Source organism: Loktanella fryxellensis, from assembly GCF_900110065.1.
In the GTDB taxonomy this organism is placed as follows: Bacteria; Pseudomonadota; Alphaproteobacteria; order Rhodobacterales; family Rhodobacteraceae; genus Loktanella; species Loktanella fryxellensis.
In genome coordinates, this window is the sequence record NZ_FOCI01000029.1 from 1 (window position 1) to 25,435 (window position 25,435).

Genomic DNA, 25,435 nt, shown 5'->3' on the forward strand with positions numbered 1-25,435 from the left:
ACCAACCACCGCCGGTGCCATAGCCAGGAATGATGCGCTCCGCGCATCGAAGTGTCTGGGTCGGGCGCTCTGGCGGAACTGGAGCGGATACCACCGCCGGAGCCGCGTCGAGACAAAGATGCATTGTGTAAAGCTGCTGGGCCAGCGGCTGATGGCTCGGGACTTCGACCGCCAGGTCGCGGAGGTCCAGGTGCGCATCGCTATCCTGAATGGCTACACCGCCCTTGGCATCCCCGTCACAAAGGCAGTGGCATAAATCCGTCTGGGGTAAGGGGAAAACCGTCCGTCAGCTGATTTGCGCAACAGAGTCTTTGTCACCCACCGAAGTGGAGACAAATACAACCATCGGCCTTGCAGATGTCATTGGCTATAGGCCCAGCTGGTGAATCCGGGAACGAAGGTCACCAGCATCAGGACGGCCAGCATAATGACCCAGAACGGCAGCATGGCGCGTGAAAGCTTCATGATCGAAACACCGGATATGCTGCTGGCCAGATACAGGGCCGTGCCGACCGGCGGTGTCAGCAGACCGATCGTCAGATTGATCACCATCATCAGGCCGAACTGCACCGGATCCACAGCGAGTTGCGCCGCAACAGGGGCAAGAATGGGAGTCAGCAGCAGAATAGCAGGTCCACTTCTTTGGTTGCCACCCGTGATGCAAGAAGTTTTGACTGTCTTGGCGTGTGATCGAGTGCGAACTTCTTTCAGGCCTCGTTGTGCGGCATTTCCAGAAGCCGCGGGCCGGTATGGTGATCTGCGGATCAGGTCCAAATCTATCAAGCGCGCTATAAGCGCATAGTGGACAACTGGTTTTCCTAACCCAGATCTGTTCGATCATTGCGCCCATTCAGGTCGTCGTCTTCTTCACACTCCCCTTTGCACCGACTCTGGTTAATTACGACATGTAGCTCATGCCGTAGCCGCCAGTGCCGGATCTCTGTAATCCTCGTTTTTCATCAGCATCGCCCAGATCTGACGCGCCATCTTGTTCGCAAGCGCGATCCCGACCAGCATCTTCGGCTTCCGCTCTAGGATGCGACCGATCCAGCTCTCTGCCGGTATCTTATGGCGCGCCCGGCCGATAATCCGGCTCATTGCACCAATGATCAGAAGCCGTCGGATATCGGCCTGTCCAGCCTTGGAAATCCGGCGGAGTCGTTCCTTGCCGCCTGAAGAATGTTGGCGTGGGACAAGACCCAACCAAGCAGCAAAGTCGCGCCCTCTCTTGAACTGAGACATGTCGGGCGCTAAGGCTTCAACGGCCAGAGCCGTCAATGGCCCGACTCCGGGCAGGGTCTGCAAGCGCCGCGCCGTATCCGACTGGGCTGCCAGTTCCTTGAGTTTCTTGTCACGCGATGTGATGCGCGCCGTCTTCTCTGCAATCTGGGCCAAAAGGTCCCGAGACTCCTCACGGACGATGCCGCACAAGTCGCAGGCCTCTGATTCAACCAAGTCTTGCATACGCTTGATGTGCCCTATGCCGATTGGAAAGACGTGACCGTGTTCGTAGAGAATTGCACGAAGAGCGTTCACATTCTCTGTGCGTTGCCTGATCAATCGCTCCCGGCCCCGGAACAGGGCGGCCCGCGCCTGCTGATGAACCGTCTTTGGCGTGACAAACAGCATCTCAGGCTGGCGCGCAGCGATGATGATCGCATCTGCGTCGGCTGCATCATTCTTTTTGTGACGCTTCACGAACGGCCGAACAAGCTGTGGAGCGATCAGCTTGGCCTGATGACCCATCGCTTCCATTTGGCCTGCCCAGTAGTTCGCGCTGCCGCAGGCTTCGAAAATAACCACGCTCGGGGCCAGCTTCGGCATGAACACGCGGAACTGTTCTCGCGTCAGCTTCTTCTTGAACTGGATCTCTCCCGTCGCCATCAACGCCCCGTGAACCTGGAAAACGGACTTTGCCAAATCCACGCCAATTATCATATCATTCATCTTGCCGTCCTCTCCGCTTCATGTGTGGCTTCACTACCAAAACGTTGGCACATTGCGATGCCGTCGGGGAGGGCGGCAACCATCCCATCTATCAAGGAACATGCCAACGACGAGCAGCATCCCGGTGATGAGTAGCAGAAGCAGGGTGCGGTTCTCGGTCAGCCCGAGGATCGCGCCCGCGATGGCCTGCGGCAGTTGCGCATTGGTCAGCAGCCAGCCGAACAGCGAGGTTGCCGCGATGATCGCGGCAATGACCGCGGTGCCGATGGCCGCCTCGATGCAGATCTGGGGAATGTTCCGCAGCGTGATTTCCTTGTATACAAACACCCCGACAAACAGGGCATAGGTCGCGACGACGGCGCCGCCCTCGGTCGGGGTGAAGACGCCCATCCGGATCCCGCCGATGATGATGATAGGCATCATCAGCGCCCAGCTGGCCTCTTTGAACCGCTGCCATTTTTCGGCTCCGGTGACTCGCCCCTCGACCGGATAGCCGTGCTTGCGCGCATAAAAATAGGAATAGACCGCAAACAGCAGGCCGATCAGCAGGCCCGGTGCGATTGCCGCCATGAACAGGTCGCCGATGGACGATTGCGTCGACACGCCGTAGATGATGATGGCGATGCTGGGCGGAATGATCAGGCCAAGACTGCCCGAACAGGCCACCAGTGCCGCCGAGAAACCGGCGTCGTAATTGCGCTTCTTCATCTCGGGGATCATCACGGAGCCGAGTGCTGCGACATCGGCCACGCCGGAGCCGGAAATGCCGCCCATGATGACGCCACTGACCGACACGACATGGGCAAGGCTGCCACGGATGTTGCCGACCAGCGCCAGCGCCAGGTTGATGATCCGCCGGGTGATGCCGCCATGGCTCATCAGCGAACCAGCCAGCATGAACAGAGGGATCGCCATCAGCGGAAAGGAGTCGACCGAAGCAAACAGCCGCTGGCCGAACAGCGCCATCGGAAAGTCCTGATAAAGGATGCCTGCCAGCCCGGCCAGCGCGATCCCGAAGGCGACGGGCAAGCCCATCAGCAGAAAGAGGGCGAAGCCGCCAAAGAGGATGAGCGCGATCATGTGGTTTGTTCCTTACTGTGCATCGCCAGCCGCCATGTCTCGCGCAGGGCGAAATACAGCAGCATTGCGCCGCTGAACGGGATGACCGCGTAGATCGTATACATCGGCAGGCCAAGGGCGGCGCTGCGCTGGTTCATGCCAAAGCCCATCAGCGACTGCCCACCGACGATCAGGGCAAGGCCGACGGCGGCCACCAAAACGGCGTTGGCGATGCGCAGGACGCGCGATGGCCCCGTGGGCAACATCTGCGCCAAGAAGTCGAGGGCGATGTGGGCGCGCGACTGAAAGGCCGCCGCGAGACCAAGGAACGTAATCCAGACAAAGATGTAGCGCCCCGCCTCCTCTGACCAGCTGAGCGAGTTCGTGAACAGATAGCGGGCGAGTACTTGTGTGAAGGTGATGGTCATCATGGCAAGGATCAGCACGCCGATCGCCCACAAAAGAACCAGGTGTATGTTACGATCGAGCTTGTCCAAGCCATCTCTCCCTTGACTGCGGTGCGGCCCGCCGCCCGGAACGGGACGGCGGGCGTGGCTCTTGCGGCTTAGCGACCCAGTTCGGCCATCATCCGGCGGTACAGGTCGATATCGACGGTCTCGGCAAAGGATTCATGCGCCGCGATTGCGGCAGCGGCGATCTCTGTCGTGTCCAGGCGGGTCACGGTCAGACCTGCGTCGACCATCTCCTGCAACATCTCGTCGGTCTGGCTGCGGACCGCCTCGTTCTCGGCCTCGGTTGCTGCCGCCGCCGCCTCGGTGACGATCTGCTGCTGTTCCGGCGTCAGCTGGTTCCACCGCATCTCGCTCATCGCCAGGGTGACGTATTCGAACTTGTGGTCGGTGAAGGCAAGGTAGTCCTGCACCTCGTTCACACGGCCGCCAAAGATGAAGGGGATCGGGTTCTCCTGTGCCTCGATCACGTTCTGCTCCAGCCCGGTATAGACCTCGCTCCAGGCCATCGGCGTCGGGTTGGCCCCGATCGCGCGCCAGGTCGAAACCATCGCCGGGATCTCGGGGACGCGGATCTTCAGACCCTGCAGGTCGGCAAGGGTGTTGATCGGCTTATTCGAGGTCACCTGCCGCGAGCCACGCTCCCAGAAGTTCAGGATGCGGACGTTGGCGGTTTCCCGTACGTTTGCGGCGATTTCTTCACCGATTGGGCCGTTGATGATGGTGTTGAATTCGTCCTGCGACCGGAACAGATAGGGTAGTTCCAGAAGCTGGACCGAGGGTGCGAAGTTGCCCAGAACCCCGGCGATCAGGCTGAAATCGGCGGTGCCCATCTGCATGCCTTCGACCAGATCGCGGTCACCGCCCAGGGTCGAGTTGGGATAGATGGTCAGCGTGATTGCCCCATCGGACCGGGCCTCCAGCTCTTCCTTGAACTTCTCGGCACCGAAGTGCCACAGGTCCATCTCGGACTGGATGTGGCCCAGCTTGAGGTTCAGCACCTCCTGTGCAGCAGCCCCCTGCGGCAGGGCACCGACTGCCAGTGCCGACAAGGCAACGGCAGACGTCAGCCTGACGGTCTTTCCTATCGTGTTGAACATGGTCTCTCCTCCTCTGTGTGGTATACGTTTTGGCTGCGTTGCGCCGGTCAGGCGCCCCGCAGAACCGTGCTGGCCTCGGCGAAGAAGTCGGGTCCGCCGAAGTTGCCGGATTTCAGGGCCAGCGTGATGTCGCCGGTCGGCCGTGACGCGCGCAGCGCCGGGGCACCGGGCGCAATCTCGGGCCCGATGTCGAGGGCGGTCAGGCCAAGGCCCTCGACCACCGCGCCCGATGTCTCGCCACCCGCGACGATCAGGCGTGCCATCCCGGCGGCGACAACCGCACGGGCGATGTTCGCAAACAGCGCCTCGATTGCGGCCGCGACCCGGTCACGCCCATGGGTCTGCTGGGCGGCCTTGACCCGCGCAGGGTCCGCCGACGAATAGATCAGCGGCAACGCATCCTGCGCTATCGCCCAGGCCGCCACTTCGGCTGGATCGACCTGTCCCGCGACCGCGTCATCGGCAGTGATTTCCCTGGCGGGTCGGCCGGCATCGCGGTGCTGCGCAATCTGGTCGCGTGTCGCCGCCGAACAGGACCCGGACAAGACGACGGCCTTGCCTGAGACACCTTGCCAGGTGCCGCCTTGACCGGACAGCAGGCCCTTGCGCCGAAAATTGCGCGGCAACCCCATTGCTATCCCCGATCCGCCGGTCAGCAGCGGCAATCCGTCGAGGGCCTCGCCGATCGCCATCAGGTCGTCGTCTGACAGGGCATCGACCACGATCAGCCGCGCGTCCATCGCATCTTCACGGGTCAGCGCGTCCGCGATGACCGCGGCACCCCGCCGCACATCGGCAAATGCGACATGCCCGACGCGAGAGGTGGTCTGACGCGCCAGAAACCGGCGGATGTCGGAATCGTTCATCGGGTTCAGGGGGTGATGTTCCATCCCGCTTTCGTTCAGCGGACGGTCTTGCACAAAGAGGTGGCCCTGATACAGCGTGCGCCCGGCACCCGGAAAGGCGGGGCAAACGACAACCTTGCGCGCGCCCAGCGAATCGGCCAGCGCGTCTGCAACCGGACCGATGTTGCCATCTGGCGTGCTGTCGAAGGTGGAACAGTATTTGAACAGAAACTGCTGGCAGCCCTGCGCATGCAACCAGTCAAGGGCGGCGAGCGATTGAGCAATGGCATCGGCTGCGGGAATGCTGCGCGACTTCAGCGCGACCACACCCGCTTCGACGGCAGGGTCGGCGTTCGTCGTGGGAATGCCGCAGTATTGCGTGACGCGCATCCCCTGCTTGGACAGGGTGTTCGCCAGATCACTGGATCCCGTGAAATCGTCGCCGATACAGCCTGAAAGCACAGTGTCACCTCATCAGAAATCAGCCCCGCGCCGAGTTGCAGCAGCGGGTAAGTCATGGTAGAGCGGGACCGCGTTACGACGCGTCCTCCGCGTCCTGCCGACGAATGTTCCAGTATGTCTCGACCACGGTTGCCAGATGGGCGCGCATGGCCGCTTCAGCCCGGTCCGCGTCCCGGTCGCGCAGCGCCTCGAAAATCGCGCGGTGCGCGGCAATCGCCCGCGCCAGTGCATCTGGGTGGCTCAGCGACATGCGGCGCTGATCCTCCAGCAGTTCGAGCACGATGTGATACAGCGCATCCAGCAACGGATCCTGCGCGATGCTGGCGATCCGGTGGTGAAACGCGTCGTCGGTGACCGAGAAGGCCGCGATGTCGTCGGCGCAGGCCTCGTTGCGCAACAACAACGCTTCGAGGGCGGCGACATCGGTGTCCGTCGCCAGCCGCACCGCTTCACGGACGATAGCGACCTCGACAAAGGTCCGGGTCTTCTGGAACTGCCGGATTCCCTCCTTGCGGGACAGCAGCATCTTGGACGCACCCGACAGCAGTTGCAGCAGGTCGCGGGGATCGGGTTCAGTGACACGGGACCGGTCGCCGTTGGTCACAGACAAAAAGCCGGTTTTATTCAGCCACAACAGCGCCTCGCGCACCGCAGGGCGACCGACGCCGTAATGCGCCATCAGATCACGCTCCGACGGCAGCTGTTCGCCGACGGCAATTTCGCCGGACAAGACCCGTGCCTCGATGTCCTTGGCGATCTGGTCCGACAGGCGATCCCTGCGCAGATGGCTGGGTGCGCCAAAGCTGCTCATGCGCCGACGTCTTTCGTGATGTCCCGCTTGGCCGACACGATGGCAGCGAGGAAACGGTCGCGCCACGTACGGCGCTGGGGCAGATCGGTTGCCAGCACATGGCCACGCATCCTGTCCTCGATGGCGGCCACAAGGTCGGGGCCCCACGGGCGGGGATCGGCCTGCTCCTTGGCCAGACCGTGATACATCGGGCCAAGGTTGGCACAGTATTCGGCAATGCCGTTGGCAGCGTTCAGGTCGATGGTCGCAAAAGGCCCCATGAAGCACCAGCGCAGGCCCAGACCGTCAGCGACGGCGGCATCGACCTCCTCAGGGGTGCAGATCCCGTCCTCGACTAGGCGGAATGCCTCGCCCAGCAGGGCGCTTTGCAGGCGGTTCACAACAAAGCCGTTGATCTCGCGCGTCAGGGTGATCGGGCTCTGGCCCAGATCGGTCATCAGATCGCGCGTGAATGTAAGGGTTTCGGGCGAAGTCCAGGGTGCGGGGACCAGCTCGACCAGGGGGATCAGGTGCGGTGGGTTGATCGGATGGGCGACAAGGCAGCGCGGCCCGATGGTCAGCCCTTCGGTAAAGCTGGACGCGGGCAGACCTGAGGTGGAGCTTGCGACGATGGTAGCGGCGTCCAGCAACCCGTCGATCTCACGATAGAGAGCCTGCTTAACCGGCAGTCTTTCGGGTGCGCTTTCCTGAACGTAATCCGCCCCGGATAGCGCATCCGCGAGGCTGGACGCGACGCGGCAGTGTGCAGCAAGCGCTGGATCGGAGTTCTCTACAAAGTCCACCGCAGCAATCGCCGCTGCTTCGCTGTGATCGTAGATCGCCAGGTCATGTCCGGCGCGTGCAAAGACCAGCGCCCAGGACGATCCGACGACGCCGCAGCCGACAATTGCAATTCTCATGTTGGTGGTCCCCACTCTATCTTGGTCACTGGTATGACAGGTCGATGGTATGACCGTCAATCTATAATCATGACCATCATGCGGTTCGCCGATACTCCGTCCGATGTCCGCATGTCTTTAACTGACCCTGGTGCTGTTGTCGGCACGGTCAGGTCTCTCGTCGATGGTGTCTGACGCGGCACAACGAAATGATCCAGGCCGCATCGCCTGCGTCCGATCTGCGGCGAATTGTTAAACCCCGTTAGCCGACCAGCAGGCGCGTTGGCTGGCAGCTATGGATACCGACGCAAGCCGTCTTCATGCAAGAATTCGGGCACTCGCGGCGCTTCCGCGGCCCGAAAGGATCGCGCCACCAACAATGCCTTGCCCCCGCCGGTAATCTGTCGTTCGATGGGTCGTCAGATGGAGGATCCGATGCAGCCTGATCTCTTTTTTCCTACCCGATGCCTTCTTTTGCTGGGTGTGTTTTGTTTGGCCCTGCCTGCGCCGGCCAGCGCGCAGGCCTATCCGCACGCGGACGAGCCGATCGGCACGATCGAGGAGATCTATGACGGCCATCTGACGCCTGACATGGCCGTCAGAACTTTCCGCAATATCGACCGCTTGTTTCCGACCCGCACCATCGCTGCAGGCGACACGCCCCGCGCCTTGCCGGAAGCGCTGGTCGACTTGTCCGCGCTGGTCACCTATCAGGTCGGGGATGCAACCTACGACCTTTACGATTTTCTGTCACTGGACAATGTCACCGGTCTGATCGTGCTGAAGGACGGCGCTGTCGTTCATGAAAGCTATCAGCGCGGCAATACGGCCGAGACGCGCTGGATGTCGATGTCGGTTGCCAAGTCGATCACCTCGACCCTCGTGGGGGCCGCGATCCGTGACGGCTACATCGATGGGCTGGATGACATGGTCACCGATTACGTGCCTGCGCTGGCGGGCAGCGCCTATGACGGGGTCAGCATCCGCGATATCCTTCTGATGGCGTCCGGCGTCGCTTGGGACGAGACATATACCGACCCCGAATCCGATCGCCGTGACCTGCTCCGCGCCCAGATCGCGCAGCGCCCCGGTGCGGCAATGGAAGTTATGGCATCTCTGCCCCGCGCCGCAGAGCCCGGCACCCAGCACAATTACTCCACCGGCGAAACGCAGGTCCTGGCCGAGATCGTTGCAGGTGCGACGGACATGACGCTGTCTGCCTATCTGGCTGCGCAGATCTGGCAGCCCTACGGCATGGAAGCGGACGCGAATTGGTGGCTGGACAGCCCCGACGGCGTCGAGATTGGCGGCAGTGGTCTGTCGGCGACCCTGCGCGACTTTGCCCGCTTCGGCCAGTTCATCCTTGATGGCGGGATGATTGACGGCGAGGCAGTTCTGCCGGACGGCTGGACCGAGATTGCAGGCCAACCGCAAAAGCTGTCGACGGGCGAGGCCATCGAATACGGTTATATGTGGTGGCCCGGCTGGACGGAGCCTTCGATGGCCGACGGCGCTTATGCGGCCATCGGCATTCAAGGGCAGAACATCTACATCAACCCGACCCGAAATGTGGTGATCGCAACGCATATGGCCCAGCCCAAGCCGCTGGGACGCGAGCCAGTAGACCCGCTGGTCGTCTTTGATGCGATCGCGGCAGCGCTGGACTGAACGTGATGTCGTGGGCCGGTCTGGACCCGGTCGGAATGGCAGGCCGTTGCGCCGGTGCAGACCGGTAACCAATGGACGGATGTGTTGCAGGAGGACGGAGATGACGACAGGCAAGGTTGTGCGTCACATCAATCGCGCAGAGGCCAGCGTGATCAAAGGTCTCGCAGCGGCAGGTGTCGCGACAGTTCACGAGGCACAAGACCGATCCGGGGTGATGGTGTCGCACATGCGTGCCATCGTCGCCGGCGTGGCAATGGGTGGGTCTGCGGTGACCGCGCTTTGCGCGCCGGGCGACAACTGGATGCTGCATGTCGCCATCGAACTGATGCAGCCGGGCGATGTGCTGGTGGTCAGCACCACCTCGTCCAGCATGGACGGGTTCTTTGGCGATGTCCTTGCGGACTATGTCCGCGCGCGGGGCGGTGCTGGTGTGATCCTAGATACGGGAGTGCGAGATGTTGGCGTCCTGCGCGCCAGCCGCTTTCCGGTCTGGGCACGGGCGATCTCGGCGCAGGGCACGGTCAAGGAAACGCTTGGTGCGGTGAATGTGCCGCTGATCTGCGGCGGGCAACGGGTGGTGCCGGGCGATGTCATTTGCGGCGACGATGACGGGGTTGTCGTGGTGCCGCGCGCCAAGGCGCAAGACGTCCTTGCCGCGGCGCAGGCACGGGTCGAGAAAGAGGATGCCATGCGTGCCGCGTTGCGCGCTGGCGGCCACACCCTCGATATGATGGGGCTGCGGGACAAGGCGGAACAGAGGGGGCTGCACTACATCGACGGACCCGTGGACTGGTCTGACGACTGACCCGGTCCCGCTACATGCGAAGTGGCATCCCTGCCGTCATACGGCGATCAGCGCATAGAGAAACCTGACCGACACCAGCAACAGAAAGCTGCCGAACAGTTTTTCCAGCGTATTCTTCCTCAGCCCGTGGGCCAGCCTGACGCCCAACGGCGTGGTCAGCAGCGTCGATGGCAGCGTCAGGATAAAGGCGATCAGCGACACATATCCGATGGCATCGACGGGCAAACCGGGTTTGTCCCAACCAGCCAGCATGTAGCCAATTGTGCCGGGGATCGCGATCAGCACGCCGACCCCGGCGGATGTCGACACAGCGCGGTGAATTCCGACCCCGTGCAATGTCATGAACAGGTTGGAAATCGCCCCGCCGCCGATGCCCATCAGCGACGACAGCAGGCCGATGACACCGCCGGCCACCCGCGTGGCGGCGGGCCCAGGCAAAGTGTCGCCCAGCCGCCACCCCTTGCCCCCGGTCAACAGCTTTGCCGCGTTAATCGAGGCGACCACGATGAATACGATCTGAAACACGGCAGGCGGGCTGAACCGTGCGATCACGGCACCGATCACAACGCCCAGCAGGATCGGCACGACCCAGATCCGCAACAGGTCCATGTCGACTGTGCCGCGCTGGTAATGGCTGCGCACCGACAGGATCGAGGTCGGCACGATCAGCGCCAGCGACGTGCCGACGGCCAGCGGCATCCGCAGGTCATCAGGGATCCCTGTGATGCCGAAGAATTCGTAAAAGACCGGCACGCTGACGGCGCCGCCACCGACACCGAACAGGCCCGCCAGCACGCCGATCAACCCGCCCGCAATCACCATCGCGAGGATGACCGGCACCAGTTCGCCAGGATCAATACCTGCAATCATGATGACCGCTGACCGGCGATCAGGGCCGTCAGACTCGCGCCGTCGCGCTGTCCCATGTCCTGCGACAACGCCGCATCATAGCGGGCGAGGGTTGCGTCGGATAGGGGCAGCGCCACGCCGTCCAGCCGCGCCAGTGTCAGGGCCAGCGCCAGATCCTTGCGCAACCCGTTCAGATCAAAGGTGCCGTCCTGCAGGTCACCCTCCAGAGCAGCGGTCACGACAGTGCCTCGCGATGTCATCACATTCGGCCCGGCAGAGGACTCCGCGATCAGGCTGACGATCCGATCAGCACCGATCGCGGAAGTATCGACCAGCGACAACGCCTCGCCCAGAGTGGCCCAGTAGAGCGCCAGCGGCAGGTTGACCGCCAGCTTCATCCGCGCGCCGGCGCCGACCGGGCCAAGGTGGTCGACACGGCGGCACAGCTGCTCCAGCACCGGACGCGCGCGCGTCCATGCCGCCACGTCGCCACCGGCAAACCCCAGCAGTTGTCCCTTCAGAGCCGGACCGACCGTGCCGCCGACGGGACATTCCAGATAATCTGCCCCGGCCGCGACGACCCTGGCTGCAACCTGTTGCTGTTCGCCGGGCAGGATGGTGCTCATCTCGATGAACAGCTTGCCCGCAGCGTCGGACAGCACACCATCGGCATCAAGGATCGCAGAAAGGGCGGCAAAATCCGTCACCGACGAAAGGATGATGTCGCAGCGCGCCACCAGCGTCCGTGGATCGTCCACGGCCCGCGCACCAACCGCGCGGGCCGCCGTCATCCCGTCGGCGGTCCGGTTCCAGACGTGAACCGCATGGCCGCAATCAACCAACCGCGTAGCATAGGCGGTGCCCATGCGTCCGGTGCCCAAAACACCTATCGACATACCTATCGCTGTCACAGCACGCCTTTCTTTCCTTGACGGACCGGCCCCGCACATCGCAAGGCCGGTACCGTTCTGTCAGGCGGCTTTAGCGCCGATCGTCACGGTCAGCGGCTCCAGCCCCTCGACGGTGCAGTCCAAAACGTCGCCGGTGACAACCGCACCGACGCCCGCAGGTGTGCCGGTCATTATGATGTCACCGGCGCGCAGCTCGTGCTGTTCGGAAATCTTGGCGATGATCTCGTTCGTGTTCCAAATCATCAGATCCACATCCGCATCCTGCTTCACATCGCCGTTCACCGCGAGGGTGATGTGGGCCTGCTCCTTCAGCCCCACATCGCTTAGCTTTGACAGCGGGCCGATTGGCGCAGATTTATCGAAAGCCTTGGTGATTTCCCAAGGCAGTCCATTGGCCAGCACGTTGACCTGATGATCGCGCCGCGTCATGTCCAGCCCGATGGCATAGCCATAGATATGCGACGCCGCATCTTCCGCTTTGATGTTGTAGCCGCCGGATTTCAGGGCCACGACCAACTCCACCTCGTAATGGAAGTTTTCGGTGAACACCGGATAGGGGATTTCGCCGCCGCCCCTGACGATGGCATCCGCAGGCTTCATAAAGATCACCGGGGGATCACGCTCGTCCGCGTTCATCTCTTTCACATGCGCGACGTAGTTCTTGCCGATGCAGTAGATGCGTCTGACCGGGAACTTCTCGTCAGAATTCACGATATCCAGATAGGCGGGCGCTGGCGGGTCGATGGCGAAACGGGTCATGACGTGTCCTTGGGTTGATGAGAGCAACGTAAAAATGTATATAATCTTTGGATACTGGTTTGGATACCTATAAAATAATATAGAAAAATCAATTATCTAAACTCATAATGTCAAATGGTGTCGGTATTGCATATATTTTAGTGATTTATTTTACGAATCATATACCATCCTGACAGGCGGTTCTGATCCGGCTCATCCGTGTCCGGTGCGTGGCTGCCATCAAAAGAGAGAGGACGACCATGACACGATTGATGTTGCTGACACGCAGAACCTTTGCCGGCCTTGCCGGAACGACCGCTTTGGTGGCGGGCTTCGGCCTTGCGACGCCGCTGATGGCGCAGACCAACCTGACCGTTGCTGTGCCCAACCCGTCCGCCATCACCTGGCTGCCGATGTGGGCCGCGATTGGCGAGGGGTACTTCGAGGAGGAAGGACTCACGCTGCAGGTCGAGGCGGTCGACGGCTCCGGTCAGGTTATTCAGGCGATGGCCGCAGGGCAGGCACAGATCGGCGCGCCCGGCCCCGGCCCGGTTCTGGCGGCGCGTTCGCGTGGCGTCGATGTGAAATTCATCTACAACCTCTATCCGAAAAGCGTGTTCGGGATCCTTGTGCCGTCCGACTCTGACTACCAGACGCCGGAGGATCTGCGCGACACGACTATCGGTGTCGGCACGGCGGACGGGGCGGAAGTATCTTTCGCACGGGCGATCTTTTCTGATCTGGGGATGGAGCAGGACACCAACTATACCTTCCTGCCGGTTGGCGACGGTGGCACCGCTGCGGTCGGTTTCATGCGGGGCGATGTCGCGGGCTATGTCGGCGCGGTCAGCGATGCGGCGATCCTGGCATCGCGCGGCATGGACCTGCGCGAAATCACCCCAGAGGAATATCTGGCTTTCTTCGGGAACGGCTTTGCGGTCATGCAGGAGTTCATCGACGCCAACCCCGAGATGATCGAAGGGTTCGGGCGGGCGATGGTGCACGGCATGGAATTTGCCGGTGACCCGGCCAATCTGGAAGCCGCCCTCGATCATGCGGCCGCTGGCAATGCGCAGGAGGGCGAGGATCGCGAATTCGCCGGCGCCCTGCTGGTCGCGGCCCACGAGCGGATGACGCCGACTGATGCTTACATCGAACAGGGTTTCGGCTATCAGCCGCCCGAGCACTGGGAAGCTTGGCACGAAAGCCTTCTGGCCAGCGGCGACCTGAGCGCACCGCTCGACGATCTCGAGGCCGCCTATACGAACGAGTTTGTAGAGGCCTGGAACCAGTGATGCAGATGACGAACCCGCACCTTGCGCCTGATGCCACAGGTCAGCGACATCCGGTCTATGAAATTTCCGGCCTGTCAAAGACCTACGCGCGCAACAGCCTTGTTGCCCTCAAGGGCGTCGATCTGACGCTGCACAAGGGCGAGTTCGTCTCTGTCATCGGTTCGTCCGGCTGTGGCAAGTCGACCCTGCTGAAGATCATGGCAGGGTTAATGCCGCCGACCACCGGGCGGGTGATGCTGGAAGGCAAGCCAGTGATGGGGCCGCGATCCGACATCGGCATGATGTTCCAGCACGCCACGCTGTTGCCGTGGAAGACCACAATCGATAACATTCTGCTGCCGATCGAGATGCGCGAAGGCCGCCAGGCCGCGCGCAACGCAACGGACCGCGCGACCGCGCTGCTGGAACTGGTCGGTCTGGGCAAGTTCGGCAACGTCTATCCGGCCGAGCTTTCGGGCGGCATGGCACAGCGCGCCGCGATCTGCCGGATGCTGATCGCTGAACCTGCTGTGCTGCTGCTGGACGAGCCATTTTCCGCATTGGACGAATTGAACCGCGACTTCATGAACATGGAGTTGCAGCGGATCTGTCTGGAGCGTGAGGCGACCGCCTTTTTGGTCACCCATTCAATTGCAGAAGCGGTGCTGCTGTCTGACCGGATCTATGTGATGAAACCACGTCCCGGCCGGATCGATCAGAACATCAAGATCGACCTGCCGCGCCCGCGCAACCTCGACATGATTAACACCGAAAAGTTCGGTCAGATCGTCCACCATATCCGCAGCGCCCTTGGCAGCGAGGCATTCAACTGATGGCACAGTCACAGACAGAGCAGCACCATGGTGAGACCGTCTGGATTGAACGCGAAGCCTTTATCGACAGGATTCCGCGGTGGATCGCGATGCTCGGGCTTTTCATCATCATTGTCGGGATCTGGCATGTCGTCACGACGACGGGCTTCGTCTCTGCGATCATCCTGCCTACGCCGGGCGAGACCTGGAACGACATCCTGTTCGTTGGCGCCAATATCATGCGTGGCGAGTACATGTTCGAGGCTCTGGTGACCACCTCGCTGACCGTGCTCTACGGTTTTCTGATCGCGATCGGGATCGGCTTTTCCCTGGGTCTGCTGGTCGGTGAAACGAAGTTCGGTGAAAAGGCGGTGCTGCCCTATCTTGTTGCGATCGACACGATGCCAAAGGTGGCCTTTGCACCGCTGTTCATTGCCTGGCTTGGGTTCGATATCGCATCGAAAGTGGCCCTCGCCGCCTTCATCGCGACCTTTCCCATCGTCGTGGCCACCGCGGCCGGCCTCTATGCGGCGTCGGAAAATGAACGGATGCTGTTCCGCTCCATCGGGGCGACGCGCTGGCAGACACTATTCCGGTTGAAACTGCCGACCGGATTGCCCTATATTTTTACCGGGTTGAAAATTGCGGCCGTGGGCGTCATGGCCGGTGCCATCACGGGAGAGTTTCTGGGCGGCGGACAGGGCTTCGGTGCCCTGATCCGGCAGGCCGCGTCGCAGCTGAACACACCAAGGGTGTTTTCGCTGATCCTTTACCTTAGTCTTTTGGGACTGGCGCTCTACTTTACGGTCGTCTGGGCGCAGCGGCGCTTCGTATTTTGGAACAAGGCGGAGACACCGGGTGGCATTGGCTGAGGGCAGACGAACCGGGATCCATGAGGATGCGCAGACCCTGTCAGAGCAAGCCTATGACCTGCTGCGACGCGACATTTTGCAGGGGGCATATATTCCGGGTGACAAACTGCTTCTCGATGCTGCCTCGGACAAATACGGCATTGGCATCAATCCGATCCGCGAGGCGTTGAATCGCCTGTCCTCGGAAGGCCTGGTGGAACGCAAAACCCAGCGAGGGTTTTTCGTCAGCCGGCTTTCAATCGATGACCTTGAGGAACTGGTGAAGGCGCGGATCTGGCTGGAAACCCGCGCTCTCAGCGAGTCGGTCGCCCATGCCAACGAGGCTTGGGAGGACCGGTTGGTCCTGAGCTATCACCGTCTGGCCCGCACCAATCGGACCATCGACAGTGAAGGTGGGTTCGGCGTCAACCAGATATGGGAAGACCGCCATCGCGACTTTCATATGGCGCTGATCGAGAACTGTCAGTCAAGCTGGCTGATCGGGTTCTGCGCGACGATGCTGGATCAATCCGTGCGATATCGTAATCTGTCAGTGAATGCCAATCACAAGCGCCGCGGCGATGCGCAGGCTGAACACCAGGATATTGTGAACGCCGTCCTCGACCACGATGTGCAAAAGGCGGCGGAGCTTCTGGAAAACCACTATTTGCAGACGCTGGAAGGCATCCGCAAGATCGTGTCGGGTCAGTAGATCATCTTCCCCTCGTTTCGTTGTTTGATGGTATCAAATGCCGGCCAGTCTTAGAGTAAGTTAGTCCTTGAGCACCTTGGCAGCATAACACTTGTCAATCGGGCGCGGTGCGGTTTAGCAAATTCCGTACATTCGACACCTGCCACGCCCCGCCGCGTCGGGTCAGCATCCCTCGTTCATTTAACGCGGCCGCGAGAGCACGCAGTGTCGTGATGCCCTCCGCGCGCAGATGCTCGATAACCGGCTTGAGGTCTTGCGCGAACCGATCAGCATTTGCAGTGACCGCCGTACGGAGTGCCGTGCCGCCTTTGCCCGCCCTGCGGAGCGCCGCTGCGCCGTTCGGGTTGCCCAGCTTCACACCGCGTGCCATGGCGCTTGGCACCCCGCCACTGGCCTGGTTTTACTCCGCCGCGTGGCCGGGTTTGTCACCGCCGTTGACACCGCTGGCCTGCAGCGTCAGCAGGAAGGCTGCGTTGCGCGACAGCCGGTCCAGCTTGGCGATGACGAGCGTGGCTCCCGTGAGCCGCGCTAAGATCAGCGCCGTGGCCAGTTCGGGGCGGGCATCCTTGCGGCCGCTTTCCACTTCGGTGAACCGCGCCAGCACCTTGGCCCCCCGCGCGACGGCAAAGTCGTCGATTGCTTTGCGCTGCGCCGCGAGTCCAAGGCCCGATCTCCCCTGCCGGACCGTCGAGACCCGCTCATAGGCCACGTATCTTGGAACTGCGTCACTGTTGCTGACCATGTACACACCTGCCTGACGTTCGTTACGCAGGTGTGTACATCACAAAAGCAGACATCCGTAGTCCACCAGCGTCCTTAGTCGGATGTATCTTTTACATAAATTGCATCCGACCGGGTGATGCGGCGCTGCTGGTCGTCCTCGCGTGACGGCGGGTCTGGTTCATGGAGCGGGCATTCAATTTCGTGACCTTCGGCATCGCTTGAGATCAGCACGATCTTGATCGGGGTCACCGGTTCATCCATCGCGGCATCATCGACCAATGCCCTGACGCGTGATCGCGAGGCGGGTGTCATGCCCAGTTCGGTCATGTAGCGGCCCATGAGTTCAAGTTGTTTGTTGGAGACCGACATCCAAGGCGACTGCTGAACGTATCCAGATGGCGTCCTGATCAACAGCGGTGTCTCTTGCAATTTTTGCTCCGCCTCGACCCACCGCCCATAGGCCTGACAGTAGGCCGCCAGTGCCGCCCGGTCGATAATCGTCAGGACGCCCATCGCGTGCATGGCATCCGCAACCCGGTTCCATTCCCGACGGGCTTCATCAGAGAGATGGTCCGGACACTCCGGACAGCCCTCACGCGGCACCGGTTCAGCCGCATTCCAGCCCCGCTTTCCCGGATTGCCTTCCAACCGGCGGATGGCCGTGGGCTTCGGCTTGCGGCCCCTCATGCCGTATCGTCCACATTGGGACCGGCACGACCCTCAAAAGGCTCATGGTCCAGGACCGGATTGTTTGCTGCGACCAATGAACGGACGTCCCCGCCGTAGATCGCCGCCTCGAGTTCCTGCAGTGCGCCGTCACTCAAGCTGGAGAGATCGATGTCCGCTGCGACAGGACTTGCCGGACGATCCATCTCGAAGGTTTCCAGCTGCACCGTCTCTCGCCATCCCCCTTGCGTCTTGAGGTAGAAGATCATCGAGGTCGTATCCCCGGACCTTGCCTTGCTGATCAGAGTCTGGGCGATGCTGCCAATCGCGCGGGCACGTCCCTTTTTATAACGTGCTGCAATTTCATGATCCCGGGCCATCATGCTGTAGAAGGTGCGCCGCCCGATGCCGAGGTAATCCGCAACCTGCTCGGACGTCAGGATCGCCGCCAGGGTTTCGACCTCGGCGATCTGCGCAGGCGTGAGGGTCTTGAACGGTCGTCCCATGCTGTGCCTCCCTCAGTCCAGATATTCGCTGGCCGGGTCATATTCCCATGGGTTTGCGCCCGAGGGAATATTCACCGCAAGCCGCGTCCGGGCCGATGGCGTCAGCCCCAGTTCACCCATGTACCGCGCCATCAGCTCGCGCTCCTTGTTTGCGATGGTCAGCCATGGCGAGTGCTGGACGTAGCCCGAAGGCGTCTTGAGCAGAAGCGGCGTTTCCTGAAGTTTGCGCTCGGCCTCGACCCACCGTCCCCAGCACTGACAATAAACCGCAAGGGCCGCACGATCGGCCATCGTCAGAAGTCCGATGCGGTTCAGGTCACGGGCCAGTCGCTTCCACTCCGCCTTGGCTGACGGCCCCAGATGCGCCGGGCAGGTCGGCACGCCGCCCCGTGGCTTCGGCTCAGCATCATTGATCGGGCGCCGGCCGGGATTGCCCTCAATCAACTTTAGTGTCGTGGGCTTCGGCTTGCGGCCTCTCATTTTAATGCCTCTTCGCCTGCGGACGCTTCCACGACCGTGTCCGAAGTTAGTCGACTAATGGCGAACCAAGAGCCGTCTGCGTCGCAACACAACTCTTTGTATTGGCGCGACAACCTACCGGCACTCACAGCTGAGACCCGGTCGCGAATATCGCGCCTGTGGAAAATATCCCCCTCGCACCGGTCCCCAGGGCAAAGGCCAAAAGGTTCAGACCGCCCCCCCTCCCGCACCCACGCGCCGCTCATGCCACTGCCCTCTCGCAGGCCATCTCATCAAAGGTGACGTCCGTGCCCTCCAACGTGGCCGTCTTGCCGGTAAAGGCCTGCCAGCGTGCCACAGTGACGTCGACATAGGCCGGGTCAAGCTCGACGGCATAGCAGACGCGGCCCGTCGTCTCTGCCGCAATGATCGTGGTGCCCGATCCGCAGAACGGCTCATAGATTGCCTGCCCTGCACTGGAGTTGTTCAGGATTGGCCTGCGCATGCATTCGACCGGCTTTTGCGTGCCGTGCACAGTCGCCGCATCCTGATCCCGGCTGGGAACAGACCACAGCGTCGTCTGCTTGCGGTCGCCGTTCCAGTGCCCCTTGCCCTTCCGGCGCACCGCGTACCAGCAGGGCTCGTGCTGCCAGTGGTAATCGCCCCGGCTCAACACCAGTCGCTCCTTGGCCCAGATGATCTGCGAACGTACGTCGAAGCCGCAAGCAATCAGGCTTTCGGCCACGGTGGTGGCATGCAGTGCTCCGTGCCAGACGTAGGCGACCTCGCCCGGAAACAGCGCCCACGCCGCACGCCAGTCCGCACGATCGTCATTCATCACCTTGCCGGTGCGCTTGGTGTCCGACGCCCCCGCCCGGTTGCGCCAGTCAGGATCGTAGTTCACGCCGTAAGGCGGATCCGAAACCAGCAGATGCGGGGTCACACCACCGAACAATCGTTTGACGCCTGCCTCATCGGTTGCATCACCGCAGAGCAGCCGGTGTGGCCCGAGGCACCACAGATCACCGAGCCGCGAGGCGGGAACGGCTGGTGCCTCAGGTGTCTCCTCCTCCCGGGCGTCAACCTCGCCTGCCCGCAGCAGCGCGTCGATCTCTCCCGCCTCAAACCCGAGGTCCGCCAGATCAACCCCCAGATCGGACAGCTCACCAATCTCAAGCGCCAGCAATTCCTTGTCCCATCCCGCCTGCTCGGCCAGCCGGTTATCGGCCAGGATGTATGCCCGTTTCTGCTTGTCGGAGAGATGCGCCAGCTCGATCACCGGCACGGACGCCAGCCCCAATTTGCGCGCCGCCATCACCCGGCCGTGCCCCGCAATGATGCCGTTCGCGCCGTCCACCAGCACCGGGTTGGTGAAGCCATATTCCCGGATCGATCCCGCGATCAGCGCCACCTGCGCCTCGCTGTGCGTCCGAGCGTTGCGGGCGTAAGGGATCAGGTCAGCGATGGGGCGATCCTCCAGACGCAGATCGCCTGCGGGCGGAAGGACGGCAAGATCGGATGGGGCGGTCTTGAGTGTCATGACGCGTATCTCCAGAAGGACCCCCGGGCGGCAAATTCGCGGGCATGGAGCAAGCATAGCAGAGCGTCAAGGTATTGTATTCATGACGTTTGATGACATGAGACGACATAAGACGACAAATCTTTGACGTCGAATTAAGTCACAAAGGTGGGACACCGGCACCAAGCCCCATTACTCTGGCCGCCATTCTGCCAGATCACCCAACACAGATCCCAGCTGTCGTTGCACCGTCGCTGCGTCGCCGTCGATCCACCAAGTCATCTGCCAAGACCGCCCGCGCCCCCTGCGCCGATATTGTGCTGATTTAAGGGTCAAACCCCTTATGTATATATAAGGGGTTTGACCCTTAAATAGCGCCCGCCTAAACACTGACTTGGCCTGTTCAAGCGAACTGAACATCTGCGGGTGGAGTGCGAATGCGTCGGACGGACTGTCCACGGCAGCGCCCTCCAGCAGCATCCGCTCGAAGATGCCTGGCTGAATGCTGTCCCAGGGGACAATGCGATCATGGACGAGCGGCAGAGCGACATCCGCCAGAATGTGAACATCCAGCGGGTTTTGCGCCGTCCGGTTCACACCACGCCCCCGCCCGATCACCTGGATCAGCTCATCATCGCAGATGGCGGCGCGGATCACCTCTGCCATTGGGTCCTCATGCCTCAGGACCCTCACGGTGCGGGGCGTACTATCACGCATCCATAGCCCGGCTGCGGTGGCATGATATTCGCCGGCAGCATCGGCGCCCAGATGCACACCTGCCAAAGTTGCGACATCGCTGTCGCGCGGCAATGGGCGGCCAATGACGATGAGCGTCCGGACGTCTTTCCACGCATCAATGCCCGCCACAGCGTTGAAATGCGCTGTCGATACCTTTGGCAGCCCCCAGAAAACCGGCTCGATGTCCTTGTTGGTGACGACTAGGATCTCTTCTTCTTTGCCACATGCCAACGCAACGAGCCTGACGTAGTCAATGCATCGCGCCAGAAGGCTTCCAGAGCGCGCGGTCGCCTGATGGCCCGGACTGAACTCGAGCCCCTCGACCAGTCTGCCCTTGCCGAAAGCTCCTGGAATGAGCGTCACCGCCATGTGCGGGGCCGCAGCGTCGATCGTGATCTCACGCATCGGCCCTAAAACGGGTGTGGCGAGGGCGCTCCGAAAGGTCGCATCGAGATGCAGCCCCGGCAGGCGCGCAAACCCATTGTCCATTGTGCGCAACTGGCTGCAGACGATCGCGCTATCACCGGTGTTGGGATTGACGTCCCCGACGCGAATGGTGGGACAGTGCGTAGTTTCTCCTTCCAGAAAGGTCTCGAGCGCCGTCCAGAGGTCGATCATGGTGTAGACGCGTTCATTCCAGAGCGAGGCTTCGATGATCTCCTTGACCCGTTCTTCGGCCTGACCTGCTGTTGGGCTACTTGACCGGAGCCGCTGTTCCTCCAGTTCGACTGCTGCGCGACAGGCTTGCGCATCCAGCCCCTCATCCTGACAGGCTGCACGCTTGAGCGGCCCGGGTCCGGACCGCGCGAGGGCGGCATGCAGATGTTGCCGCAGCGCCGCCAGATCAGCGGCACGGGCCGCACGGCCGATTGGCGATCCGAATGTCCGCCCCGATGAGAGGAATTCTGCCGCGAGACTTCCCAGGCTCAGACCAGGCAAGACTTTTGGCGCCCGTTGCCAGCAGGCTTCATCGACGATCACAAGGGCGATACCGTTCTTCGTTCCGGCCAGCTTATGAAACATCGCGTCATAGGGAGCGACAACCACATCGGCGAGGCTCACCTGTCGGCGGTTTTCCTGTTTCGGGCATCCGGCGAAATAGGGGCAACGGATCGAAAGGTTTTTCTGACAGGCCGAGCGCTGGATATCGCGCCGATTTGCAATCGCCGCCTTCACCGACTTGAGGTTCTTACACATCGGACGGCCGGTCCCCGGTTCCTTGCGCTCGTAGCCGCGCAGAACAGCAACGGAAACCCCCGTCTCTTCCCAGGCGGCGGCCGCTTCCTCTGCCAGTGCATGGGAGGCGACAAAGACCACGATGCGGTGCGGAAGTCCGGCGTCGCGCAGGCGGGTCTGCAGGGCACTCAGATGCTGCCTGCTGATCGCGCTTTTGCCCAGACCGACGGTGGCACGCAGAGCGAGTTTTGGTGGCTCATCTTGGCCCCCCGCTACGTGCCAAGCGTATGTGGCCTCGGCAAAACCTGCAATCTCGGCGTCAAGCTGGCTGCGGGCCTCCAAGACGGTGAGGGTTGGCACGGCGTAATCTGGAGCGATCTCAGGCCGATCTCGTGACGGCAGCGCGTCATTGGCATGCAGTCGAAGCTTGTCACGGACCTTCCAGAGCGCGTCGTCAATGTCATAGCAGGCGGCGCCATCCTGCTTGGGGCGCAAAAGGTCGCTGGTCGCCTCGAAGCGCATCCACGTCTGCAGGGCGATCAGATCGGCGTCCGGTGCGCCACCAGCGTCGATGGCATCCCAGACGGCGTGATAGGCGCAACTCGAAAGCCAGCCATCACGTCCATCGATGACCAGTCCCTGCGCATCGCGCACCGGGTCGCCGGTCCCCGCAGGCGTCTGGCGCCCAGATCTACTTCCGCGCTCCGACCTTTGACCTGTGGGCCCGATCTCAGCCAGGAACGCCGCAGCCGCCGTCAGGTCGATCACCGGAAGGTCCGACAGCGGGACCTCTAACGGGGTTTCCCCCAGCGGCCAGGAATACGGCCGGCCCGTGCCGGGATGCAGGCCGAAGGCGACAAACTGCTGCCCGAGGCCGAGGATTTCGATCTGTCCTGACTTCATCTTCGCAAATGGAGACTGTGTCCGATACAGCAACAGGCGCTTCGGCCAGCACCCGACCCGCATAAGCGTTTCACCAAAACGCAAAGTGGCCAGTGCCTGCGCCGCGTGGGCGCGGTCCGGGTCGAGAATGTCGATGTCGACGCCAACCAGGCGTCCAGTGCGCAAACCGACGCCGCAGGAACCGTGGGCCATGCGCCATGTCGCAATGGCCGCTTCGTCGACCTGCACACTTGTCCAACGGCTCAGCGCGGGTGCTTTCTGACCGGGCTTGATCGGAATGGGCTCGTAGCCGTTGTCGAGCAGTTGTTCTGCTGCATTTGCGAATGTTACTTGTCCAGCGCCTTCGGGGCGGCCAATGGCCACCCTGTCAGTTTCTTCGTTGTCGCGGGGATCACGATTCTGGCGCCCCGCGTCCAAGTGTTTACGGCCGTGTCAGATGTGCGGCTTCCCAAGCCAGCACATCCGTCATGCGATAGCGGATCGAGCCACCGATCGTGATCCAAGCCGGGCCACTGGGTACCGCCCTCCGGCGTTCCAGCGTACGGATGCTCACCTTCCAGCGGTCGGCAAGGTCCCGCGGCGTGAGGCAGTCGCCATCATCCGTCATGGCAGACACCGCTGCCACGACGCACCTGCGGGCTGCACGCTGCGGAATACCACGTAGAGGGGCTGTCCATCTTCGGTGTGGCCGCCGTTTTCGATCCGGTAACTGTACCCCACTTCGAGCACCATCCCGAAGTCCCAAGCCGGGAAGAGCCCTGGCATGCGTTCGTAGTCGTCGTCGATCATCGGGAGGGTCATTGATCCATTCCTTTCCCCACGCATCGGAGTGACGCGCTTAAAAAGGGGAAAGCCGGGTCCACGGCCAGTTTGGGACAGGTCACGCATCGTAATTTTGCTTCAACCGAGCCAGCGCCCGCTGACACCGTTTCCGCGCGGCGTCATGGCTGAGGCCGAACGCAGCGGCGGCTTCCCTCTGCGTAAACCCCGCGATGTGAACCGCGGCTAGCAAAGCACCGTCCTCACCGAGAGCTGCCCGCGCCGACGACAGGATCTCCTCCGGCCGGTCGCTCTCGGTTTGGGCAACCTTGTGCCCGACAAGGTCCAGATTGATCGTCAATCGCGACCATCGGTCCTCGCGGATATAGGCGCGGCGCAGGTCGCGTTCGAGATTGCGTAGGAGGGTTGCGGCGACCCGACGGGTGCGCTGCGGCTGGGCGCTGCGGATGCCTGCCGTCAGTCCACCAAGCAGGTCCGCATCCAGCGTGTCTGTCCGGCAAAGTGGTCGCAGACGGTAGCGGTTGACGCAAAGGCCAGGCCACAGCGCCAGCAGCAGGAGTGCCACAGCGAGGTCGCCAACCTCATCGTTGCCACCCGCAGCCCGCAGGAGACGTTGCAGAACGTCGTTCTTCGCATCGGCGTCACCGCCACGCGCGTGCAGCCAGTCGAACATGTGTGTGGGGTCACGGAAGGCCACGTGCCGACCTTCGGACGGGAATATCGTGGCAAAGTGAGTGAATGCGAAATGCCGGTTCACGGACCGGACAAGCTGCGCATGCAGCGCAGACCAGGTAGAAGACAAAAGACGCCAGCCTTTCGGCCGGGCGTCGCGCGCCTCTCATTGGCCAGGTCTGGGCGTCGGGCGCCTCTGGGATTTGGGAGATTGGGGTTTGTTCGGAACGCAGCGGGCGGCACTAGGCCGCCCGCACTGTGGATCAGGTTTCGTTCAGGGTTTTGCAGCTACGGCACACAGCCGACACAGGCCGCGGCGCACGGTATTGGTGGCCGCGGGCGAACTGGACCAGCACTACGCTGCCGGATCGCAGCCCGAGCAACTTGTTGCAGCAGGTGCACCGCCATTCGCGGTGACCGGCGTCGAAGGTGTTGAGGATCGTCTTCATTTGTGGGCTCCTGTCGGTTGAAAGCGCCTCACATTTGGAATGTCGAATCGGAGTTCGTCAGTTCCCCTGACCGGAGCCGGACCGGAGTTGGAGATTAAATCGCAATCTCGTAGCTCCCTTTTTTCGGACGGCGAAGAAATTCGGCTGTCAATTTGCCCCAAAGCGGCTGATTAAAGATGTTGGCCATCGATTGATCTTCCATTCCCTTTTTTAAATAGGCGGTGGAAACTGGTGTTCGGCCGTCGTAATGCGCATCAACCAGCCGCTGCATGACAAGGATCCGGTTCTCTCCAACGATGTCGATCGTTCCAACACCTGGTACACTGAGGGTCGCCTGATCGCTGCCAGAATGCCGGAGTTCAACACGTTCACCACCGCGAGCGACTCTGTTGCGCAAATCAGCTGACGGACGGTTTTCCCCTTACCCCAGACGGATTTATGCCACTGCCTTTGTGACGGGGATGCCAAGGGCGGTGTAGCCATTCAGGATAGCGATGCGCACCTGGACCTCTGCGACCTGGCGGTCGAAGTCCCGAGCCATCAGCCGCTGGCCCAGCAGCTTTACACAATGCATCTTTGTCTCGACGCGGCTCCGGCGGTGGTATCCGCTCCAGTTCCGCCAGAGCGCCCGACCCAGACACTTCGATGCGCG

At 61.9% G+C, this 25,435-nt stretch carries 28 protein-coding genes and 2 pseudogenes; 7 read left to right on the forward strand and 23 right to left on the reverse strand.

Translation table 11 applies throughout. The annotated features are described in order from the left end of the window. Window positions 1-256 (forward strand): annotated as a pseudogene (locus tag BMX16_RS15235) (IS5/IS1182 family transposase); the annotation flags it as partial. Between the two features lie 104 nt (window positions 257-360). On the opposite strand, the gene BMX16_RS15240 reads toward BMX16_RS15235, so the two are convergent. The 8 genes from BMX16_RS15240 to BMX16_RS15275 form a co-directional block, all read right to left on the reverse strand. Beyond that, window positions 361-774 (reverse strand): TRAP transporter large permease subunit, encoded by a 414-nt coding sequence (locus BMX16_RS15240; protein WP_218139923.1) that lies wholly within the window; start codon window positions 772-774, stop codon window positions 361-363. 138 nt (window positions 775-912) lie between these two features. After that, complete coding sequence (locus BMX16_RS15245) at window positions 913-1,947, reverse strand: IS110 family RNA-guided transposase (RefSeq protein WP_089905358.1); 1,035 nt, start codon at window positions 1,945-1,947, stop codon at window positions 913-915. 33 nt (window positions 1,948-1,980) lie between these two features. Continuing rightward, a complete protein-coding gene (locus BMX16_RS15250; RefSeq protein WP_218139925.1) occupies window positions 1,981-3,027 on the reverse strand; it encodes a TRAP transporter large permease in 1,047 nt (348 codons plus the stop codon). Continuing rightward, window positions 3,024-3,503: a TRAP transporter small permease gene (locus tag BMX16_RS15255; RefSeq protein ID WP_089905360.1), complete on the reverse strand. Its 480-nt coding sequence runs from the start codon at window positions 3,501-3,503 to the stop codon at window positions 3,024-3,026. Before BMX16_RS15255 ends, BMX16_RS15250 begins: the two co-directional genes overlap by 4 nt. A gap of 68 nt (window positions 3,504-3,571) precedes the next feature. Then, window positions 3,572-4,576 (reverse strand): TRAP transporter substrate-binding protein, encoded by a 1,005-nt coding sequence (locus BMX16_RS15260; RefSeq protein WP_089905362.1) that lies wholly within the window; start codon window positions 4,574-4,576, stop codon window positions 3,572-3,574. Window positions 4,577-4,623: 47 nt separating this feature from the next. Beyond that, on the reverse strand, window positions 4,624-5,883 hold the full coding sequence (gene otnK, locus BMX16_RS15265; protein WP_089905364.1) for a 3-oxo-tetronate kinase: 1,260 nt from the start codon (window positions 5,881-5,883) through the stop codon (window positions 4,624-4,626). A 73-nt stretch (window positions 5,884-5,956) separates the two neighbouring features. Further along, window positions 5,957-6,694, reverse strand: coding sequence for an FCD domain-containing protein (locus tag BMX16_RS15270; protein ID WP_089905366.1), 738 nt, complete (start codon window positions 6,692-6,694; stop codon window positions 5,957-5,959). Then, a complete protein-coding gene (locus BMX16_RS15275) occupies window positions 6,691-7,593 on the reverse strand; it encodes a 3-hydroxyacyl-CoA dehydrogenase (protein ID WP_089905368.1) in 903 nt (300 codons plus the stop codon). The genes BMX16_RS15270 and BMX16_RS15275 overlap by 4 nt, the downstream gene beginning before the upstream one ends. Window positions 7,594-7,854: 261 nt before the next feature. Between BMX16_RS15275 and BMX16_RS15280 the strand changes: the two genes are divergently transcribed. Further along, window positions 7,855-9,240 carry a serine hydrolase domain-containing protein gene (locus BMX16_RS15280; protein ID WP_218139927.1) on the forward strand — a complete coding sequence of 462 codons (1,386 nt, stop codon included), beginning with the start codon at window positions 7,855-7,857 and terminating at the stop codon, window positions 9,238-9,240. Between the two features lie 100 nt (window positions 9,241-9,340). Beyond that, window positions 9,341-10,045, forward strand: a complete 705-nt coding sequence (locus tag BMX16_RS15285) for a 4-carboxy-4-hydroxy-2-oxoadipate aldolase/oxaloacetate decarboxylase (protein WP_089905372.1) — start codon at window positions 9,341-9,343, stop codon at window positions 10,043-10,045. Between the two features lie 36 nt (window positions 10,046-10,081). Here the strand turns inward: BMX16_RS15285 and BMX16_RS15290 are convergent, their stop codons facing one another. From BMX16_RS15290 to BMX16_RS15300, 3 genes are read right to left on the reverse strand one after another with little or no spacing between them, the layout of a single operon-like run. Then, entirely contained in the window at window positions 10,082-10,915 is an 834-nt protein-coding gene (locus BMX16_RS15290; RefSeq protein WP_089905374.1) for a sulfite exporter TauE/SafE family protein, read from the reverse strand. Then, a complete protein-coding gene (locus tag BMX16_RS15295) occupies window positions 10,912-11,844 on the reverse strand; it encodes an NAD(P)-dependent oxidoreductase (RefSeq protein WP_089905376.1) in 933 nt (310 codons plus the stop codon). The genes BMX16_RS15290 and BMX16_RS15295 overlap by 4 nt, the downstream gene beginning before the upstream one ends. Window positions 11,845-11,865: 21 nt before the next feature. Next, window positions 11,866-12,564: a fumarylacetoacetate hydrolase family protein gene (locus BMX16_RS15300; RefSeq protein ID WP_089905378.1), complete on the reverse strand. Its 699-nt coding sequence runs from the start codon at window positions 12,562-12,564 to the stop codon at window positions 11,866-11,868. Window positions 12,565-12,803: 239 nt separating this feature from the next. On the opposite strand from BMX16_RS15300, the gene BMX16_RS15305 reads away from it, so the two are divergent. Genes BMX16_RS15305 through BMX16_RS15320 form a run of 4 tightly spaced genes read left to right on the forward strand, consistent with a single transcriptional unit; the run spans window position 12,804 to window position 16,192 of the window. Further along, entirely contained in the window at window positions 12,804-13,838 is a 1,035-nt protein-coding gene (locus BMX16_RS15305) for an ABC transporter substrate-binding protein (protein WP_089905380.1), read from the forward strand. Beyond that, window positions 13,838-14,650 (forward strand): ABC transporter ATP-binding protein, encoded by an 813-nt coding sequence (locus BMX16_RS15310; RefSeq protein ID WP_245731610.1) that lies wholly within the window; start codon window positions 13,838-13,840, stop codon window positions 14,648-14,650. The genes BMX16_RS15305 and BMX16_RS15310 overlap by 1 nt, the downstream gene beginning before the upstream one ends. Continuing rightward, window positions 14,650-15,501 carry an ABC transporter permease gene (locus tag BMX16_RS15315; RefSeq protein WP_089905382.1) on the forward strand — a complete coding sequence of 284 codons (852 nt, stop codon included), beginning with the start codon at window positions 14,650-14,652 and terminating at the stop codon, window positions 15,499-15,501. Before BMX16_RS15310 ends, BMX16_RS15315 begins: the two co-directional genes overlap by 1 nt. Continuing rightward, the gene (locus BMX16_RS15320) at window positions 15,488-16,192 is read left to right on the forward strand and encodes a GntR family transcriptional regulator (RefSeq protein WP_245731611.1); all 705 of its coding nucleotides are present in this window, start codon (window positions 15,488-15,490) and stop codon (window positions 16,190-16,192) included. Before BMX16_RS15315 ends, BMX16_RS15320 begins: the two co-directional genes overlap by 14 nt. Window positions 16,193-16,286: 94 nt before the next feature. Here BMX16_RS15320 and BMX16_RS18055 read toward each other — a convergent pair whose 3' ends face one another. From BMX16_RS18055 to BMX16_RS15375, 12 genes and pseudogenes are all read right to left on the reverse strand, one after another. Continuing rightward, window positions 16,287-16,562: a recombinase family protein gene (locus BMX16_RS18055; protein ID WP_245731612.1), complete on the reverse strand. Its 276-nt coding sequence runs from the start codon at window positions 16,560-16,562 to the stop codon at window positions 16,287-16,289. 30 nt (window positions 16,563-16,592) lie between these two features. Next, the gene (locus BMX16_RS18060; RefSeq protein ID WP_245731613.1) at window positions 16,593-16,934 is read right to left on the reverse strand and encodes a recombinase family protein; all 342 of its coding nucleotides are present in this window, start codon (window positions 16,932-16,934) and stop codon (window positions 16,593-16,595) included. Window positions 16,935-17,008: 74 nt separating this feature from the next. After that, window positions 17,009-17,602 (reverse strand): phage terminase small subunit P27 family, encoded by a 594-nt coding sequence (locus tag BMX16_RS15330; RefSeq protein WP_089905383.1) that lies wholly within the window; start codon window positions 17,600-17,602, stop codon window positions 17,009-17,011. After that, complete coding sequence (locus BMX16_RS15335) at window positions 17,599-18,087, reverse strand: helix-turn-helix domain-containing protein (RefSeq protein ID WP_089905385.1); 489 nt, start codon at window positions 18,085-18,087, stop codon at window positions 17,599-17,601. Before BMX16_RS15335 ends, BMX16_RS15330 begins: the two co-directional genes overlap by 4 nt. A 12-nt stretch (window positions 18,088-18,099) precedes the next feature. Beyond that, window positions 18,100-18,567, reverse strand: coding sequence for a phage terminase small subunit P27 family (locus tag BMX16_RS15340; protein WP_218139930.1), 468 nt, complete (start codon window positions 18,565-18,567; stop codon window positions 18,100-18,102). Window positions 18,568-18,808: 241 nt separating this feature from the next. Continuing rightward, entirely contained in the window at window positions 18,809-20,086 is a 1,278-nt protein-coding gene (locus tag BMX16_RS15345) for a site-specific DNA-methyltransferase (RefSeq protein WP_089905390.1), read from the reverse strand. Window positions 20,087-20,257: 171 nt separating this feature from the next. Beyond that, window positions 20,258-23,299: a bifunctional DNA primase/polymerase gene (locus tag BMX16_RS15350; protein ID WP_089905392.1), complete on the reverse strand. Its 3,042-nt coding sequence runs from the start codon at window positions 23,297-23,299 to the stop codon at window positions 20,258-20,260. Window positions 23,300-23,485: 186 nt separating this feature from the next. Continuing rightward, window positions 23,486-23,671: a hypothetical protein gene (locus BMX16_RS15360; protein WP_143058065.1), complete on the reverse strand. Its 186-nt coding sequence runs from the start codon at window positions 23,669-23,671 to the stop codon at window positions 23,486-23,488. 91 nt (window positions 23,672-23,762) lie between these two features. After that, entirely contained in the window at window positions 23,763-24,335 is a 573-nt protein-coding gene (locus BMX16_RS15365; RefSeq protein ID WP_089905399.1) for a sigma-70 RNA polymerase sigma factor region 4 domain-containing protein, read from the reverse strand. A gap of 262 nt (window positions 24,336-24,597) precedes the next feature. Continuing rightward, window positions 24,598-24,783 (reverse strand): hypothetical protein, encoded by a 186-nt coding sequence (locus tag BMX16_RS15370; protein WP_089905401.1) that lies wholly within the window; start codon window positions 24,781-24,783, stop codon window positions 24,598-24,600. 94 nt (window positions 24,784-24,877) lie between these two features. Beyond that, window positions 24,878-25,054, reverse strand: a complete 177-nt coding sequence (locus BMX16_RS17690; RefSeq protein ID WP_177174697.1) for a hypothetical protein — start codon at window positions 25,052-25,054, stop codon at window positions 24,878-24,880. Window positions 25,055-25,219: 165 nt separating this feature from the next. After that, window positions 25,220-25,435: pseudogene (locus BMX16_RS15375) on the reverse strand (IS5/IS1182 family transposase); the annotation flags it as partial.

Coding starts and splice junctions, on each gene's coding strand:
- BMX16_RS17690 (WP_177174697.1), bottom strand. CDS start 25,054: ATGCAGCGGCTGGTTGATGCGCATTACGACGGCCGAACACCAGTTTCC.
- BMX16_RS15285 (WP_089905372.1), top strand. CDS start 9,341: ATGACGACAGGCAAGGTTGTGCGTCACATCAATCGCGCAGAGGCCAGC.
- BMX16_RS15340 (WP_218139930.1), bottom strand. CDS start 18,567: ATGAGAGGCCGCAAGCCGAAGCCCACGACACTAAAGTTGATTGAGGGC.
- BMX16_RS15315 (WP_089905382.1), top strand. CDS start 14,650: ATGGCACAGTCACAGACAGAGCAGCACCATGGTGAGACCGTCTGGATT.
- BMX16_RS15345 (WP_089905390.1), bottom strand. CDS start 20,086: ATGACACTCAAGACCGCCCCATCCGATCTTGCCGTCCTTCCGCCCGCA.
- BMX16_RS15250 (WP_218139925.1), bottom strand. CDS start 3,027: ATGATCGCGCTCATCCTCTTTGGCGGCTTCGCCCTCTTTCTGCTGATG.
- BMX16_RS15245 (WP_089905358.1), bottom strand. CDS start 1,947: ATGAATGATATGATAATTGGCGTGGATTTGGCAAAGTCCGTTTTCCAG.
- BMX16_RS15365 (WP_089905399.1), bottom strand. CDS start 24,335: ATGTTCGACTGGCTGCACGCGCGTGGCGGTGACGCCGATGCGAAGAAC.
- BMX16_RS15295 (WP_089905376.1), bottom strand. CDS start 11,844: ATGTGCGGGGCCGGTCCGTCAAGGAAAGAAAGGCGTGCTGTGACAGCG.
- BMX16_RS15305 (WP_089905380.1), top strand. CDS start 12,804: ATGACACGATTGATGTTGCTGACACGCAGAACCTTTGCCGGCCTTGCC.
- BMX16_RS15335 (WP_089905385.1), bottom strand. CDS start 18,087: ATGGGACGACCGTTCAAGACCCTCACGCCTGCGCAGATCGCCGAGGTC.
- BMX16_RS15310 (WP_245731610.1), top strand. CDS start 13,838: ATGCAGATGACGAACCCGCACCTTGCGCCTGATGCCACAGGTCAGCGA.
- BMX16_RS18055 (WP_245731612.1), bottom strand. CDS start 16,562: ATGGCACGCGGTGTGAAGCTGGGCAACCCGAACGGCGCAGCGGCGCTC.
- BMX16_RS18060 (WP_245731613.1), bottom strand. CDS start 16,934: ATGGTCAGCAACAGTGACGCAGTTCCAAGATACGTGGCCTATGAGCGG.
- BMX16_RS15330 (WP_089905383.1), bottom strand. CDS start 17,602: ATGAGGGGCCGCAAGCCGAAGCCCACGGCCATCCGCCGGTTGGAAGGC.
- BMX16_RS15270 (WP_089905366.1), bottom strand. CDS start 6,694: ATGAGCAGCTTTGGCGCACCCAGCCATCTGCGCAGGGATCGCCTGTCG.
- BMX16_RS15290 (WP_089905374.1), bottom strand. CDS start 10,915: ATGATTGCAGGTATTGATCCTGGCGAACTGGTGCCGGTCATCCTCGCG.
- BMX16_RS15300 (WP_089905378.1), bottom strand. CDS start 12,564: ATGACCCGTTTCGCCATCGACCCGCCAGCGCCCGCCTATCTGGATATC.
- BMX16_RS15260 (WP_089905362.1), bottom strand. CDS start 4,576: ATGTTCAACACGATAGGAAAGACCGTCAGGCTGACGTCTGCCGTTGCC.
- BMX16_RS15360 (WP_143058065.1), bottom strand. CDS start 23,671: ATGATCGACGACGACTACGAACGCATGCCAGGGCTCTTCCCGGCTTGG.
- BMX16_RS15275 (WP_089905368.1), bottom strand. CDS start 7,593: ATGAGAATTGCAATTGTCGGCTGCGGCGTCGTCGGATCGTCCTGGGCG.
- BMX16_RS15370 (WP_089905401.1), bottom strand. CDS start 24,783: ATGAAGACGATCCTCAACACCTTCGACGCCGGTCACCGCGAATGGCGG.